Source organism: Stenotrophomonas sp. S39 (assembly GCF_016624665.1).
In the GTDB taxonomy this organism is placed as follows: domain Bacteria; phylum Pseudomonadota; class Gammaproteobacteria; order Xanthomonadales; family Xanthomonadaceae; genus Stenotrophomonas.
On sequence record NZ_JACVTT010000007.1, the window covers coordinates 34,125 to 47,891 of the forward strand.

Annotated in this window: 14 protein-coding genes; 8 read left to right on the forward strand and 6 right to left on the reverse strand. The window is 66.7% G+C overall.

The annotated features are described in order from the left end of the window. Nucleotides 1-9 precede the first annotated feature (9 nt). The gene (locus IAE41_RS03905) at nucleotides 10-633 is read left to right on the forward strand and encodes a rhomboid family intramembrane serine protease (protein ID WP_079222462.1); all 624 of its coding nucleotides are present in this window, start codon (nucleotides 10-12) and stop codon (nucleotides 631-633) included. Between the two features lie 43 nt (nucleotides 634-676). Here IAE41_RS03905 and IAE41_RS03910 read toward each other — a convergent pair whose 3' ends face one another. Then, nucleotides 677-841: a hypothetical protein gene (locus tag IAE41_RS03910; RefSeq protein ID WP_174208690.1), complete on the reverse strand. Its 165-nt coding sequence runs from the start codon at nucleotides 839-841 to the stop codon at nucleotides 677-679. A gap of 210 nt (nucleotides 842-1,051) precedes the next feature. Between IAE41_RS03910 and IAE41_RS03915 the strand changes: the two genes are divergently transcribed. The 3 genes from IAE41_RS03915 (at nucleotide 1,052) to cfa (ending at nucleotide 3,405) form a co-directional block, all read left to right on the forward strand. Continuing rightward, nucleotides 1,052-1,354 carry a GNAT family N-acetyltransferase gene (locus IAE41_RS03915; RefSeq protein ID WP_079222461.1) on the forward strand — a complete coding sequence of 101 codons (303 nt, stop codon included), beginning with the start codon at nucleotides 1,052-1,054 and terminating at the stop codon, nucleotides 1,352-1,354. 63 nt (nucleotides 1,355-1,417) lie between these two features. Further along, on the forward strand, nucleotides 1,418-2,272 hold the full coding sequence (locus IAE41_RS03920) for a DUF3298 and DUF4163 domain-containing protein (protein WP_200732163.1): 855 nt from the start codon (nucleotides 1,418-1,420) through the stop codon (nucleotides 2,270-2,272). Between the two features lie 17 nt (nucleotides 2,273-2,289). Then, complete coding sequence (cfa, locus tag IAE41_RS03925; protein ID WP_200732164.1) at nucleotides 2,290-3,405, forward strand: cyclopropane fatty acyl phospholipid synthase; 1,116 nt, start codon at nucleotides 2,290-2,292, stop codon at nucleotides 3,403-3,405. Between the two features lie 190 nt (nucleotides 3,406-3,595). Here cfa and IAE41_RS03930 read toward each other — a convergent pair whose 3' ends face one another. Beyond that, nucleotides 3,596-5,764: a M3 family metallopeptidase gene (locus IAE41_RS03930; protein ID WP_079222459.1), complete on the reverse strand. Its 2,169-nt coding sequence runs from the start codon at nucleotides 5,762-5,764 to the stop codon at nucleotides 3,596-3,598. 140 nt (nucleotides 5,765-5,904) lie between these two features. On the opposite strand from IAE41_RS03930, the gene IAE41_RS03935 reads away from it, so the two are divergent. Beyond that, the gene (locus tag IAE41_RS03935; protein ID WP_200732165.1) at nucleotides 5,905-6,384 is read left to right on the forward strand and encodes a glutathione peroxidase; all 480 of its coding nucleotides are present in this window, start codon (nucleotides 5,905-5,907) and stop codon (nucleotides 6,382-6,384) included. A gap of 246 nt (nucleotides 6,385-6,630) precedes the next feature. Here IAE41_RS03935 and IAE41_RS03940 read toward each other — a convergent pair whose 3' ends face one another. The 4 genes from IAE41_RS03940 to IAE41_RS03955 form a co-directional block, all read right to left on the reverse strand. Next, nucleotides 6,631-7,410 (reverse strand): ferredoxin--NADP reductase, encoded by a 780-nt coding sequence (locus IAE41_RS03940; RefSeq protein ID WP_049434844.1) that lies wholly within the window; start codon nucleotides 7,408-7,410, stop codon nucleotides 6,631-6,633. Between the two features lie 94 nt (nucleotides 7,411-7,504). Then, complete coding sequence (locus tag IAE41_RS03945) at nucleotides 7,505-9,358, reverse strand: ABC transporter ATP-binding protein (RefSeq protein WP_200732166.1); 1,854 nt, start codon at nucleotides 9,356-9,358, stop codon at nucleotides 7,505-7,507. A 233-nt stretch (nucleotides 9,359-9,591) separates the two neighbouring features. Then, nucleotides 9,592-10,041, reverse strand: coding sequence for a carboxymuconolactone decarboxylase family protein (locus IAE41_RS03950; RefSeq protein WP_200732167.1), 450 nt, complete (start codon nucleotides 10,039-10,041; stop codon nucleotides 9,592-9,594). Between the two features lie 36 nt (nucleotides 10,042-10,077). After that, nucleotides 10,078-10,974 carry an RNA polymerase sigma-70 factor gene (locus IAE41_RS03955; RefSeq protein WP_200732168.1) on the reverse strand — a complete coding sequence of 299 codons (897 nt, stop codon included), beginning with the start codon at nucleotides 10,972-10,974 and terminating at the stop codon, nucleotides 10,078-10,080. Between the two features lie 148 nt (nucleotides 10,975-11,122). Between IAE41_RS03955 and IAE41_RS03960 the strand changes: the two genes are divergently transcribed. The 3 genes from IAE41_RS03960 (at nucleotide 11,123) to IAE41_RS03970 (ending at nucleotide 13,766) form a co-directional block, all read left to right on the forward strand. After that, nucleotides 11,123-12,640: a fumarate hydratase gene (locus IAE41_RS03960; RefSeq protein ID WP_200732169.1), complete on the forward strand. Its 1,518-nt coding sequence runs from the start codon at nucleotides 11,123-11,125 to the stop codon at nucleotides 12,638-12,640. Nucleotides 12,641-12,760: 120 nt separating this feature from the next. Then, nucleotides 12,761-13,093, forward strand: a complete 333-nt coding sequence (locus tag IAE41_RS03965; RefSeq protein ID WP_200732170.1) for a hypothetical protein — start codon at nucleotides 12,761-12,763, stop codon at nucleotides 13,091-13,093. A 37-nt stretch (nucleotides 13,094-13,130) separates the two neighbouring features. Further along, nucleotides 13,131-13,766 (forward strand): glutathione S-transferase family protein, encoded by a 636-nt coding sequence (locus IAE41_RS03970; RefSeq protein ID WP_200732171.1) that lies wholly within the window; start codon nucleotides 13,131-13,133, stop codon nucleotides 13,764-13,766. Nucleotide 13,767: the final 1 nt, after the last annotated feature.

Sequence of the window (13,767 nt, forward strand, 5' to 3'; positions counted from 1 at the left end):
TGAGCCGACATGACCCCCGTCAATCTGCTGTTGATCGCCATCACCGCCGTCCTGTCGTGGATGGCGTTCAACAACCGCAAGCTGGCCGACCGCCTGATCCTGTGGCCGCCGGCGGTGGATCGCCACCGCCAGTACGACCGCCTGATCACCTACGGCTTCATCCACGCCGACTGGTCGCACCTGATCTTCAACATGATCACGCTGTTCTTCTTCGGCGGGCAGATCGAGAAGGTGATGCTGGCGTTGACCGGCAGCTGGCTGACCTACCCGGCGTTCTACCTGGGCGCGCTGCTGGTCTCGATCCTGCCCAGCTACCTGAAGAACCAGAAGAACCCGAACTACCTGAGCCTGGGGGCGTCGGGGGCGGTGTCGGCGGTGCTGTTCGCCTTCATCCTGCTCAGCCCGTGGACGATCATCCTGGTGTTCTTCATTCCGGCGCCGGCCATCATCTATGCCGTGTTCTACGTCGGCTACAGCATCTGGATGGACAAGCGTGGCGGTGACCGCATCAACCACAGCGCGCACCTGGCCGGTGCCGCCTTCGGCGTGATCTTCATGCTGGCCATGCAGCCGGCCATCTTCAGCCACTTCCTGGCCCAGCTGTCGAACCCGACCTTCGGGTTCGGCCGCTGAGGGGCACGGGTCGGATCCATCAGGATCCGGCCCGCGTGGCGGCTCAGGCCGCCCGGGTCTGCTGGCCGTAGGTGTCGAGCAGGCGCGAGAACACTTCCTCGCCGATCCGCTGGAAATCCTGGTCGTCGGTCTGACCTTCCACTGCCAGCTGCAGCAGGCCCTCCAGCAGGGCGTGGTCGGTGTCGGTGTGGGAATCGCTGGGGTGCATGGCGGGCCTCCAAAGGCATGACACAGGGGCAACGTTCGCAAGGGGCGTGCCAATCGGGCCGTATCCCTCCAGAGGGGTTAGCGGCCGCCATTGCTGCAGCTTGAGGGCGGGATATGACGCAAACCGTCCAGACCTGCCCCTGTTCAGGCTTCACGCGGTCATGGCGCCCCGCTGCGCACCATGCGCGCAGTCGTCGCAGGAGACAGTCCCATGGCTTCGGTCACGCCCCCCGGTCTGGCCTACGAGGTCGAGCACGACCAGGCCAACCACCGTTTCATCGCCCATGTGCGTGGACAGCGGGCGCTGCTGGACTACCAGATCAAGCGCAGGCGCATGGTCATCACCCACACCGAGGTGCCCGAGCCGATCGCCGGCCGCGGCATCGCCGGTGAGCTGACCCGCGTCGCGCTGCGCTTCGCCCGCGAGCACAAGTACAAGGTGGTGCCGGCCTGCGCCTACGCCGAGGCCTTCCTGCAGCGCCACGAGGAGTTTCACGACCTGCTGGTAGGCTGAATGCAGCGGGCCACGCTTCAGCCATCGCAGGCGATGATGTACGAACATGAACAGGGGATCCCGATGAAGACTGGAAACAACCGGCCACTGCGTGCGAGCGCGCTGGCCGGCGCAATGGGCGTGCTGCTGCTGGCCGGTTGCCAGCGTGGCGAAGAGGCGGCTCCGGCCCCCGAGGCGGCGCCGGCGGCAGAAGCCACCGCGACCGAGCCCGCGCCTGCCACTGAAGCACCGCTGGATCTGCGCGATGTGGTGGAGAACAACGAACGCGAAGTCGTCGGCATCAGCTACCCGGCCGGCATCGACCGCTACCCGGGCCTGGCGCGCGCGCTGCAGGAATACGCCACCTCCGCCCGCGGCGATCTGCAGCAGGCGCTGGACGGCCTGGGCAACGACAAGCCGACCATGCCCTACGAGCTGTCGCTGAGCTTCGAGAAGGTGCTGGAGACCCCGCAGCTGGTGGTGGTCAGTGCCGATGGCAGCCGCTATACCGGTGGCGCCCACGGCGAGCCGCTGGTGGCGCGCTTCGTGTGGCTGCCGCAGCAGCAGCAGATGCTGAGCGCCAGCACGCTGGTGGCCGATGACAAGGGCTGGAAGGCGATCAGCGATTTCGTTGCCGACCAGCTGCGCGAGCGCGTGGCCACCCGCCTCAGCGGTGAGGACATGGAGCCGGCGGACCTGCAGGAATCGCTGCGCAACGCCTCGCGGATGATTGCCGAGGGCACTGGCCCGCAGGCCGAGAACTTCAGCCAGTTCCAGCCGCTGACCGACGACAAGGGCCAGATCACGGCGCTGCGTTTCGTGTTCCCGCCCTACCAGGTGGGCCCGTATTCGGACGGCACGCAGACGGCCGATGTGCCGGCCGCAGTGCTGCTGCCGCACGTGGCCAAGGATTACGTGGCGCTGTTCGCACGCGGGTAACCGCAGACGGAGGACGCGTGGATACAGGGTTGCAGGAGCGGGTTGCCGACCTGCTCCGGGAAGCAGGGGTCCGCATCGGCGGCACCCAGCCACAGGATATCCAGGTGCATGACCCGCGCTTCTTCGCGCGGGTCATGGGCCACGGCTCGCTCGGCCTGGGCGAGAGCTACATGGACGGCTGGTGGGATGCCAACGTCCTGGATGACTTCCTGGTCCACCTGATGATGGCGCACCTGGACGAACGCGTGCATGGCTGGCGCGAGGTGGCCGATGCACTGAAGGCGCGGCTGTTCAACCTGCAGGCCGGGCAGGGCAGCTATGAAGTCGGCCGCCGCCATTACGACCTTGGCAACGACCTGTACCGGGCCATGCTGGGCAGGCGCATGGTCTACAGCTGTGGCTACTGGCGCAATGCCGCCGACCTGGATGCCGCGCAGGAGGCCAAGCTCGACCTGGTCTGCCGCAAGCTGGGCCTGCGGCCGGGCCAGCGCGTGCTCGACATCGGCTGTGGCTGGGGCGAGGCGTTGAAGTTTGCCGCCGAGCGCCATGGCGTCAGTGGCGTGGGCGTGACCATTTCGCAGGAGCAGGCGGCCTACGCGCGCGAGCTGTGCGCTGGCCTGCCGATCGAGATCCGCCTGCAGGATTACCGCGAACTGGACGAGCCGTTCGATGCGGTGTTTTCCATCGGCATGTTCGAGCACGTGGGTGACAAGAACTACGACAGCTTCTTCGAGGTGGCCCGGCGCTGCCTGTCGCCCCGCGGGTTGCTGCTGCTGCACAGCATCGGCACGAATGTCTCGCGGCACCGCACCGATCCGTGGATCGCCCGCTACATTTTTCCCAATTCGATGCTGCCTTCAGCGGTGCAGATCACCCGGGCCTTCGAGGGGCGCTTCGTGCTGGAAGACTGGCACAACTTCGGCACCGACTACGACCTGACCCTGCAGGCCTGGCGGCGCAACGTGGAAGCGGCGTGGCCGCAGCTGGATGCGCGCTACGACGAGCATTTCCGCCGCATGTGGCGGTTCTACCTGGCCGGGTCGATGGCCACCTTCCGCTGCCGGCATGCGCAGCTGTGGCAGCTGGTGCTGTCGCCGGAAGGCGTGCGCGGCGGGTACGTGGCGCCGCGTTGATCGGAACAAACATCCACGCATGGCGTGGATCTACTGGCATCACGCAACCCCACGCCACGCGCACATGCCGCAGTAGATCCACGCCATGCGTGGATGGTTTCCGTAGTAGATCCACGCCATGCGTGGATGGCCCTAAAAAAAACCGCCCGGTCTCCCGGGCGGTTCTCGTTTCACGCGACTGCGCGGGCGATCAGTTGCCGGCGCCGGTCAGGCCACGCTTTTCCAGCAGCGGTTCGATCTGCGGCTCGTGGCCGGCGAAATCGCGGAACAGCTGCATGGCATCCACGCTGCCGCCCTTGGACAGCAGGGTGGCGCGGAAGTGGTCGCCGTTCTTGCGGCTCAGGCCACCGTTGTCCTTGAACCACTTCTGGGTGTTGGCGTCCAGCACTTCCGACCAGATGTAGGCGTAGTATCCGGCCGAATAGCCGCCCATGATATGGCTGAAGTACGGGGTCCGGTAGCGCGGCGGAACCGGCGCGTAGTAGATGCCGTCCTTCTCCAGCGCGGCGCGCTCGAAGGCCATCACGTCCTTGGCCGCCGGCACCTTGTCGGCTGCCAGCTGGTGCCAGTTCTGGTCCAGCATCGCTGCACCCAGATACTCGGTGGTGGCGAAGCCCTGGTTGAACTTGGCCGCGGCCAGCACCTTGTCCAGCAGCGCCTGCGGCATCGCCGAGCCGTTCTGGTAGTGCTTGGCGTAGTTCTTCAGGATGGCCGGGTTGTCGGCCCACATTTCGTTGACCTGCGAGGGGAACTCGACGAAGTCGCGCGGCACGGCGGTGCCCGAGAAGTACGGGTACTTCACGTTGGAGAACATGCCGTGCAGGGCGTGGCCGAACTCGTGGAAGGTGGTGCTCACCTCATCCCAGGTCAGCAGGGTCGGCTGGCCGGCCGGCGGCTTGGGGATGTTCAGGTGGTTGGCGACCACCGGCTTGAAGCCGGTCAGCTTGGACTGCGAGACGTAGGAGTTCATCCAGGCGCCACCGCGCTTGGATGCACGCGCGTACGGGTCGAAGATGAAGATCGCCAGCTGGCTGCCGTCGGCATCGAACACGTCATAGACGGTGACGTCGTCGTGGTAGACCGGCAGGTCGGTGCGCTGCTTGAAGGTCAGGCCGAATTCCTGGTTGGCGGCGAAGAACACGCCGTTCTCCAGCACGTTCTTCATTTCGAAGTACGGCTTGAGCTGGGATTCGTCGAAGTTGTACTTGGCCTGGCGCACCTTCTCGCTGTAGAACGCCCAGTCCCACGGCTCAAGGGCGAAGGTCTTCTTGCCGGCGGCCTTCTGTTCCTTGTCGATCATCGCCTGCAGGTCGGCGGCTTCGCGCTTGGCGTTGGCCACGGCGGCCGGGGCCAGCTTGCCCAGCATCGCGTTGACCGCTTCGGGGGTCTTGGCGGTCTGGTTGGTCAGGTTGTAGGCGGCAAAGTTCGCAAAGCCCATCAGCTTGGCCTTGTCGGCGCGCAGCTGCATGATGCGCGAGACCAGCGCGGTGTTGTCGAACTCACCGCCGCGGCTGCCGCGGGTGATCGAGGCTTCGTAGATCTTCTGGCGCAGCGCGCGGTTGGCCAGGTTGGTCAGCGGCGGCTGGCCGGTGGTGTTGAGCAGGGTGATCACGTACTTGCCGTCCAGGCCACGGGCCTTGGCGGCTTCGGCGGCGGCGGCGATCTGTTCCTGGGACAGGCCGTCGAGCTGCTTGACGTCGTCGACGGTGATCGCCGAAGCGTTCACTTCCGACTGCACGTTCTGGCTGAACTTCGTGCCCAGGTTGGCCAGCTCGGCGTTCATGCCCTTCAGCGTGGCCTTGTCGGCCTCGGACAGCTTGGCGCCGGCGCGCACGTAGTTGTCGTAGTACTTCTCGACCAGGCGCACGCCTTCGGCGTCCAGGCCCAGCTGGTTGCGGGTGTCATACAGCGCCTGGATGCGGGCGAACAGCTTGCCGTTCAGCGCGATCGCATCGCTGTGCGCGGCGAACTTCGCCGAGTAGTCGGCCTGCAGCTTCTTGCGCGCATCGTTGGTGTCGGCGCCGACCAGGCTGAAGAACACGGTGGTCGCGCGGTCCAGCACGTCGCCGCTCTTTTCCAGGGCGATGATGGTGTTGTCGAAGGTCGGCTTGGCCTTGGTGTTGGCGATTGCCTCCACTTCCTTCAGCTGCTGCGCCATGCCGGCGTCGAAGGCCGGGGCGAAGTCGCTGTCCTTGATCTTGTCGAACTGCGGGAAGTGCAGCGGCAGCGGGCTTTCGGCGAAGAACGGGTTGGCCTGCTGGGCGTTGGCAGCAGCGGCCGGGGTGGCGGCGCTGGCCGAATAGGCGGGCAGGGCAAGGCCGAGGGTCATGGCCACGGCAAGGGCAAGGCGGGTGGTCAAGGCGGTACTCCGGTAAGGCAAACAAGTGCCCGAGGGTAACCCGCCCGGGGTGGGCGCCACTTGTGTCAAAAGACATGCCCGGCAGCGCCAACCGGCACGGCCTGCGATTACCATGGGACACCCCACCCGGACCGTACGCCATGCCCAACGCCTTCGACTTCGGTTTCGTGGACCTGGACGGCCAGGCGCAGGCGCTGGCGCAGTACCAGGGCCGCCCGATGCTGCTGGTCAACGTCGCCAGCCGCTGCGGCTTCACCCCGCAGTACACCGGCCTGGAGCAGCTGTGGCAGGCGTACCGCGACCGTGGCCTGGTGGTGATCGGCTTCCCCTGCAACCAGTTCGGTGGGCAGGAGCCGGGTGACGCGGCGCAGATCCGCCAGTTCTGTTCGCTGGACTATCCGGTCAGCTTCCCGCTGTCGCAGAAGATCGAGGTCAACGGCGAGGGTGCCGACCCGCTGTGGACGTGGCTGTCGCACGAGAAGCGCGGCCTGCTCGGCATCGCCCGCATCAAGTGGAATTTCAGCAAGTTCCTGCTCGACCGGCAGGGGCAGGTGGTGGCGCGCTATGCGCCGACCACCGCACCGGAGCAGCTGCGCAGCGCGATCGAAGCGCTGCTCTGACCGTCATCCGCCGGGCATGGCCCGGCGCTACCTATAGAGCCGAGCCCATGCTCGGCTGCTGTTTGGCGAACGATGCAGGCGCGCTGCGCGCGCAAGCCGAGCGTCGGCTCGGCTCTACCGAGGCGCGGGGCCCGGCACTACCGATGAAGCGCTCCTGTAGAGCCGAGCCCATGCTCGGCTGTTGTTCGGCGAGCGATGCAGGCGCTGACTCATCCGCCGGGCATGGCCCGGCGCTACAGCGGCGGCTTACTTTTCGACGAAGGCGCGTTCGAACACGTAGTGGCCCGGCTGGCCGATACGCGGCGACACCTGGAAGCCACGCGCATCGAGCACGGTGCGCAGGTCGGCCAGCATCTGCGGGCTGCCGCAGATCATCGCGCGGTCGTTTTCCGGACTCAGTTCGGGCAGGCCGAGGGTGCGCTGCATCTCGCCGCTTTCCATCAGCTGGGTGAGGCGGCCCTGGTTGGCGAACGGCTCGCGGGTGACGGCCGGGTAGTACAGCAGCTTGTCGCCGATCATCTCGCCGAGGAACTCATGCTCGCGCAGTTCCTTCTCGAAGTAATCGCGGTAGGCCAGGTCCTTTTCGTAGCGCACGCCGTGGCAGAGGATCACCTTCTCGAAGCGCTCGTAGGTTTCCGGGTCCTTGATGACCGACAGCCACGGTGCCATGCCGGTGCCGGTACCCAGCAGGTACAGGTTCTTGCCCGGGTGCAGGTCGCTGATCAGCAGGGTGCCGGTGGGCTTCTTGCCGACCAGCACCTTGTCACCCGGCTTGATGTGCTGCAGGCGCGAGGTCAGCGGGCCGTCCTGCACCTTGATGCTGAAGAACTCCAGGTGCTCTTCCCAGTTGGCGCTGGCGATGGAATACGCGCGCAGCAGCGGCCGCGCCTCGGTTTCCAGGCCGATCATCACGAACTGGCCGTTCTCGAAACGGAAACCGCTGTCGCGGGTGAGGGTGAAGCTGAAGTAGGCATCGGTCCAGTGGCGGACCTCAAGCACCGTTTCGGCGCCGAAAGCGGAAGACATGGGGGCACATTCAGGCAATGGATTCGTCCCCGCCATTCTACCTCAAATGAGAGGGGTTCTCATTATCCGGAACGAGAGGCGTTCTCAGGGCCGTTCAGCGGTAGCCGGCGGCCTGCAGTTCGAACAGCTCGGCGTAACGCCCACCCTGGGCCATCAGTTCGTCGTGGGCACCGCTGGCTTCCAGCCGGCCCTCGGCCAGCACCAGGATGCGGTCGGCCATGCGTACCGAGGAAAAACGGTGCGAGATCAGCACCGCGGTGCGCTTGTCGGCCAGTTCGCGGAAGCGCTGGAACACCTCGAATTCGGCGCGTGCATCGAGTGCGGCAGTCGGTTCGTCGAGGATCATCACCTGCGCGTCGCGCATCCAGGCGCGGGCGATGGCGATCTTCTGCCACTGCCCGCCGGACAGGTCCACGCCCTGCTTGAAGCGGCGGCCGATCAGCTGCCCGTAGCCACCGGGCAGGGCATCGATCACTTCTTCGGCCATGCCCCGGCGCGCGGCATCGGCGATGCGCGCCTGGTCGGCCATCGCCTCCACCTGGCCGACGCCGATGTTCTCGCCAGCGGTCAGGTTGTAGCGGACGAAGTCCTGGAAGATCACGCCCAGGTTGGCGCGCAGGTCGTCCAGGTCGTAGTCGCGCAGGTCGCGGCCATCGAGCAGGATGCGGCCTTCGTCCGGTTCGTACAGGCGTGCCAGCAGCTTGACCAGGGTGGTCTTGCCCGCGCCGTTCTCGCCCACCAGGGCCAGCACTTCACCGGCGTGCAGCTGGAAATCGAGGTGGCGCACCGCCCATTGCTCGGCATCCGGGTAGCGGAAGCCCACGTTCTCGAACACGAAACCCTCGCGGATCGGCCGCGGTACGGCCACCGCGCCCTCGCGCGAATGGATTTCCGGTTCGATCTGGAAGAACGAGTACAGATCGTCCAGGTACAGCGCCTGGCTGGCCACCTGCGAGAAGCCGATCAGCAGGCCTTCCAGCAATTGGCGCAGGCGCAGGAAGCTGCCGGCGAGGAAGGTCAGGTCGCCGATGGAAAAATCACCGCGCACCGTGCGCCAGGCGATGTAGGCATAGGCGGTGTAGTAACCCAGCGTGCCCAGCGCGGCCAGCACCGTGCCCCAGAACGCGCGCCGCCGCGCCAGCGCCCGGTTGGCCAGGAACAGCGCCGCCGACAGCCGCCGGTAGCGATCCACCAGGAAGCGGTGCAGGTTGAAGATCTTCACTTCCTTGGCTGTTTCCACGCTGGCGCCGAGCTGGCGCAGGTAGTCCAGCTGGCGCCGCTCGGGCGTCCACAGGAAGTTGAGGCTGTAGCCGGCCGCGTTGAAATGCGATTCGCCGATGAAGGCCGGCACCAGCGCCAGCGCCAGCAGCAGGATCAGCCAGGGTGCGTAGACCAGCAGGCCCACCGCCAGGCTGGCCACGGTGATCGCATCCTGAACCTGGCCGAACAACTGGCTCATCAGGTTCATCCGGCCCATGGTCTGCCGCCGCGCGCGGTCCAGCTTGTCCTGCAGGTCGGGGTCTTCGAAATCCTCCAGGTCCAGGGTGGCGGCGTGTTCCATCAGGCGCACGCTGGTGGCGTTGGCGAACAGTTCCGACAGCAGTGCATCGGCATAGCTGACCAGCCGGCCGAGCAGGTCCGAGGCGATGGCCAGGCCGAATTCCAGCGCCAGCAGGCCCAGCAGCGGATTGAGCACGCCGCTGGACAGCGCCTCGCCCAGCGGCGGGAAGCCGGCGTCGTGCTGGCTCAGGTGCAGCGCGGTATCGATGATGAGCTTGCCCACGTACAGCATCGCCACCGGCAGCAACGCGCGGATCAGGCGCAGGCCGAGGCTGGTCAGGGTCAACGCGGGGCTGGTCTGCCACACCTGGCGCAGGAAGGGCGGCAGGTTGCGCATCGCCTTGAAGCGCTGGCGCAGGCTGGGTTTCTTCTCGGGGGCAGCAGGCATGCCGCCATTGTGCGCGCGTGCGGCGTGCAGATGGGGTCAGAGCCCTTTGCAGCGCAAAGGGCTCTGACCCCGTCCTCCATCCATGGCATGAATCCACCGTGCCGACCAACGGTCGGCACCCACCAACAGCAGCTGACCCACCCCCATCCCACAGAACGCCAGCCGTTGACGTTGCCCTTGCTCCGGCTGTCGCCTCTGCGGGTGCCGGGCGCAGCCCGGCCAGGAAAACCCCTTTACGGCAGCGGCGGCAGCAGGCCCGCGCCCAGCCGGTTCCAGGCATTGATCACCGCAATGCCCATGCTCAGGTCGCTGATGCCCTTCTCATCGAAGTGCGGTGCCAGCGCATCGAATGCGGCCTGCGAAGGTGCGCCTTCGGTCAGCCGGGTCAGGGCCTCGGCCCAACCCAGCGCGGCACGTTCGCGCGCATCGAAGAAACGGCTTTCATGCCAGGCCGGCAGGGTGTCCAGCTTGCGCGGCTCGATGCCGCTCTTGCGCAGCGCAGTGCCATGCATGTCCATGCAGTAGCCGCAGCCATTGAGCTGGGACACGCGCAGGAACAGCAGTTCCATCAGCGTCGGGTCGATCGAACTGTCATGCACCGCCTTGCTGGTGGCCAGCAGGCCCTTGAAGGCCTCGGCGGCCAGGCGGGTGTAGGGGACGCGGGGAGAGGCGTGGTCGGACATTTTCAGCTCCACGACGGCCACGGTGGCCGTCTTTCATTACAAGGACGCCGCACCGTCCGCGTTCGTGACAGTCCCGTGCAGCTTTTCCGGATTCAGCACGCTGTACACGTTGGCGATGCGGCCATCGGCCACTTCGATGGTGGTGACCGAGTGCAGGCGGTCGCCCTGGAAGCGCAGGATCGCCGGCTCGCCATTGACCCAGCCCAGTTGCGCGGTATGGCCCAGGCCGCGGCGCGCGATGGCCCAGAACAGGCGGCCGATGCGCTCGGCGCCCAGCAGCGGGCGCACCGCCGCGGTGACCACGCCGCCGCCATCGGACACCAGCCGCGCATTGGCATGCAGCAGCGCCTGGATGGCCTCGCTGTCGCCTTGCTGGGTGGCGTCCATGAAGCGCGCCAGCAACTGCCGGTGCTGGCTGGCGTCGGCGTTGAAGCGCGGCCGCCCGGCCTGCAGGCGCTGTTTTGCCCGGTGTACCAGCTGGCGGCAGTTCGGTTCGCTGAGGCCGAGCAGGGCGGCGATCTGCCGGTAGTCGTGGTCGAAGGCCTCCTTCAGCAGGAAGGCGGCCCGTTCCTCCGGGCCGAGCTGCTCCAGCAGGGTGAGGAAGGCCACCGACACCTCATCGGCGCGGGCATGGGCCAGGGCCGGGTCGCTGGACGGTTCAGGTTCCAGGCTGATCTCCAGCGGCTCGGCCAGCCACGGGCCGACGTAGTGGACCCGCTCGCGCCGGGCCGCGCGCAGCCGGTCCAGGCCCAGCCGTGTGGTGGTGGTGACCAGCCAGGCCTCGGGGTCGCGGACGGCGGACGCATCGGCGCCGGACCAGCGCAGCCAGGCATCCTGGACCACGTCCTCGGCATCGCTGCGGCTGCCGAGCAGGCGGTAGGCCAGCGCCATCAGGCGCGGGCGGTGGGTCTGGAAGGTGGCTTCAGTGTTCATGTCGACCAGGACGCCGGGGAGGGATGAAGCGTGACACGGACGTCGTGCGATCTTGCCGGCCAGCGGCCGGCACTACCACCCCTGCGGCCGGGGGAGGGGGTAAAATGGGCGGATTACCCCCCGCCAGCCTCGAGCAAGCGAGCAAGCCGTGACATCGATCAAGCAGGAAGACCTCATCCAGTCCATCGCCGACGCGCTGCAGTACATCTCGTACTACCACCCGGTCGACTACATCAAGAACCTCGCCGCCGCCTATGAGCGCGAGGAGTCGCCGGCCGCGAAGGAAGCGATGGCCCAGATCCTGATCAACTCGCGGATGTGCGCCGAAGGCCACCGTCCGATCTGCCAGGACACCGGCATCGTCACCGTGTTCCTGGAAATCGGCATGGACGTGCGCTGGGACGACGCGACCATGGGCGTGGAAGACATGGCCAACGAAGGCGTGCGCCGTGCCTACCTGCACCCGGACAACAAGCTGCGCGCCTCGGTGCTGGCCGATCCGGCCGGCAAGCGCGTCAACACCAAGGACAACACCCCGGGCGTGGTCAACGTCAAGGTCGTGCCGGGCAACACCGTCGACGTCATCGTCGCCGCCAAGGGCGGTGGTTCGGAAGCCAAGACCAAGTTCGCCATGCTCAACCCGTCCGATTCCATCGTCGACTGGGTGCTGAAGACCGTGCCGACCATGGGCGCTGGCTGGTGCCCGCCGGGCATGCTGGGCATCGGCATCGGCGGCACCGCTGAAAAGGCGATGCTGCTGGCCAAGGAAGCGCTGATGGAGCCGATCGACATCACCGAGCTGCAGGCCCGTGGGGCGTCCAACCGCATCGAAGAACTGCGCCTGGAACTGTACGAGAAGGTCAACGCGCTGGGCATCGGCGCACAGGGCCTGGGTGGCCTGACCACCGTCCTGGACATCAAGATCAACGATTACCCGACCCACGCGGCCAACCTGCCGGTGGCGATGATCCCGAACTGCGCGGCCACCCGCCATGCGCACTTCACCCTGGATGGCAGCGGCCCGGTGATGCTGGACCCGCCGTCGCTGGAAGACTGGCCGAAGCTGACCTACGACGCGTCCAAGGGCACCCGCGTGGACCTGGATACGATCACCCCGGAAGACGTGGCCAACTGGAAGCCGGGCCAGACCCTGCTGCTCAACGGCAAGCTGCTGACCGGCCGCGACGCCGCGCACAAGCGCATGGTCGACATGCTCAACAAGGGCGAGGAACTGCCGGTCGATCTGAAGGGGCGCTTCATCTACTACGTCGGCCCGGTCGATCCGGTGCGCGACGAAGTGGTGGGCCCGGCCGGCCCGACCACCGCCACCCGCATGGACAAGTTCACCGAGCAGGTGCTGGCACAGACCGGCCTGCTGGGCATGGTCGGCAAGGCCGAGCGCGGTCCGGCCGCCATCGAGGCCATCAAGAAGCACAAGTCGGCCTACCTGATGGCCGTCGGTGGTTCGGCCTACCTGGTGTCCAAGGCGATCAAGGCGGCCAAGGTGGTCGGCTTCGCCGACCTGGGCATGGAAGCGATCTACGAGTTCACCGTGCAGGATATGCCGGTGACCGTCGCGGTCGATTCCACCGGCGAATCTGTGCACAAGACCGGCCCGCGCGAATGGCAGGCCCGCATCGGCAAGATTCCGGTGGTGGTGGAGTAATTCCACCGGGAGCATAAGAACGGCGCCGCAGGGCGCCGTTTTTTTGTTTAACGCCGTGCAAAGGTCTGCATTGCTAGGCTCGGTTGGCGTTTTTCCGGTGTATTGAACAGGGAGTGTCCAATGTCATTGTTCCGTTGCCTTGTCGTGCTGTGTGTTGTTTCCCTCGCCGCCTGCAGCAGTGGCGGCGATCTCTACGACGGCGCACCCGGCAACAACGCCAGCGCGCAATGCGTGATGGCGTGCCAGCAGTACCGCAACGCCTGCCTGGCCCGTTCCGATTCGGACCGCCGCTCGACCTGCGATGCGCAGGCGGCAAGCAAGTGCGACCGGATCAAGGATGACGAGATGCGGCGCTCGTGCATGTCACAGGCGCAGGCCTGCATGGACCAGTCGCCGTTGATCAGCTGCAGCCAGGACGCCGACAGCTGCATGGCCTCGTGCGGCGGCGGTTGAGCGCATAATCGGCGCTTCCCGCAACCGGAGTCGTCGCATGCGCACTACGCTGTATGGGGCTGTCAGCACCGCCTCGCTGGTGGTGCACTGGCTGCTGGTCGAACTGGGCATCGAGCACGAACTGGTGCTGCTGGATTTCGACACGCGCGAGCACAAGGCGGCGCCGTACCTGGCGTTGAACCCGGCAGGCGTGGTGCCGACGCTGCAGATCGATGGCCAGGTGCTGACCGAAGCGGCTGCCATCGCGCTGTACCTGGCAGACCGCCACCCCGAGGCGGGACTGCTGCCGGCGCCGGGTACGCCCGCGCGCGGCCAGGCATATCGCTGGATGTTCTGGTGCGCCAACACCCTGCAGCCCGCCTACCGCGCGTGGTTCTACCCGCATGAAGCCCCCGGCGAAGCCAACGCGGCCGCCACCCAGGCGATGGCGCGCCAGCGCCTGGAAGCCGCGTGGCAGCGGATGGCCGCGCACCTGCAGACGCAGGGGCCGTACGTGCTGGGCGAAGCGCCGAGCGTGGTCGATTTCATGCTGGTGATGCTGATGCGCTGGTCGCGCAACATGCCTACCCCGGCAGACAGCCTGCCGGTGCTGAAAGTCTACGCGCAGCGCCTGAAGGCGCGACCGTCATTCATCGAGACCTACCGCCGCGAAGGCATCACCGATTGGCGGTAGC

What these genes read in the sequence shown, in the direction of transcription:
- IAE41_RS03905 (WP_079222462.1), top strand. Translation starts at nt 10, where the DNA reads ATGACCCCCGTCAATCTGCTGTTGATCGCCATCACCGCCGTCCTGTCG.
- IAE41_RS03910 (WP_174208690.1), bottom strand. Translation starts at nt 841, where the DNA reads ATGCACCCCAGCGATTCCCACACCGACACCGACCACGCCCTGCTGGAG.
- IAE41_RS03915 (WP_079222461.1), top strand. Translation starts at nt 1,052, where the DNA reads ATGGCTTCGGTCACGCCCCCCGGTCTGGCCTACGAGGTCGAGCACGAC.
- IAE41_RS03920 (WP_200732163.1), top strand. Translation starts at nt 1,418, where the DNA reads ATGAAGACTGGAAACAACCGGCCACTGCGTGCGAGCGCGCTGGCCGGC.
- IAE41_RS03935 (WP_200732165.1), top strand. Translation starts at nt 5,905, where the DNA reads ATGCCCAACGCCTTCGACTTCGGTTTCGTGGACCTGGACGGCCAGGCG.
- IAE41_RS03940 (WP_049434844.1), bottom strand. Translation starts at nt 7,410, where the DNA reads ATGTCTTCCGCTTTCGGCGCCGAAACGGTGCTTGAGGTCCGCCACTGG.
- IAE41_RS03945 (WP_200732166.1), bottom strand. Translation starts at nt 9,358, where the DNA reads ATGCCTGCTGCCCCCGAGAAGAAACCCAGCCTGCGCCAGCGCTTCAAG.
- IAE41_RS03950 (WP_200732167.1), bottom strand. Translation starts at nt 10,041, where the DNA reads ATGTCCGACCACGCCTCTCCCCGCGTCCCCTACACCCGCCTGGCCGCC.
- IAE41_RS03955 (WP_200732168.1), bottom strand. Translation starts at nt 10,974, where the DNA reads ATGAACACTGAAGCCACCTTCCAGACCCACCGCCCGCGCCTGATGGCG.
- IAE41_RS03965 (WP_200732170.1), top strand. Translation starts at nt 12,761, where the DNA reads ATGTCATTGTTCCGTTGCCTTGTCGTGCTGTGTGTTGTTTCCCTCGCC.
- IAE41_RS03970 (WP_200732171.1), top strand. Translation starts at nt 13,131, where the DNA reads ATGCGCACTACGCTGTATGGGGCTGTCAGCACCGCCTCGCTGGTGGTG.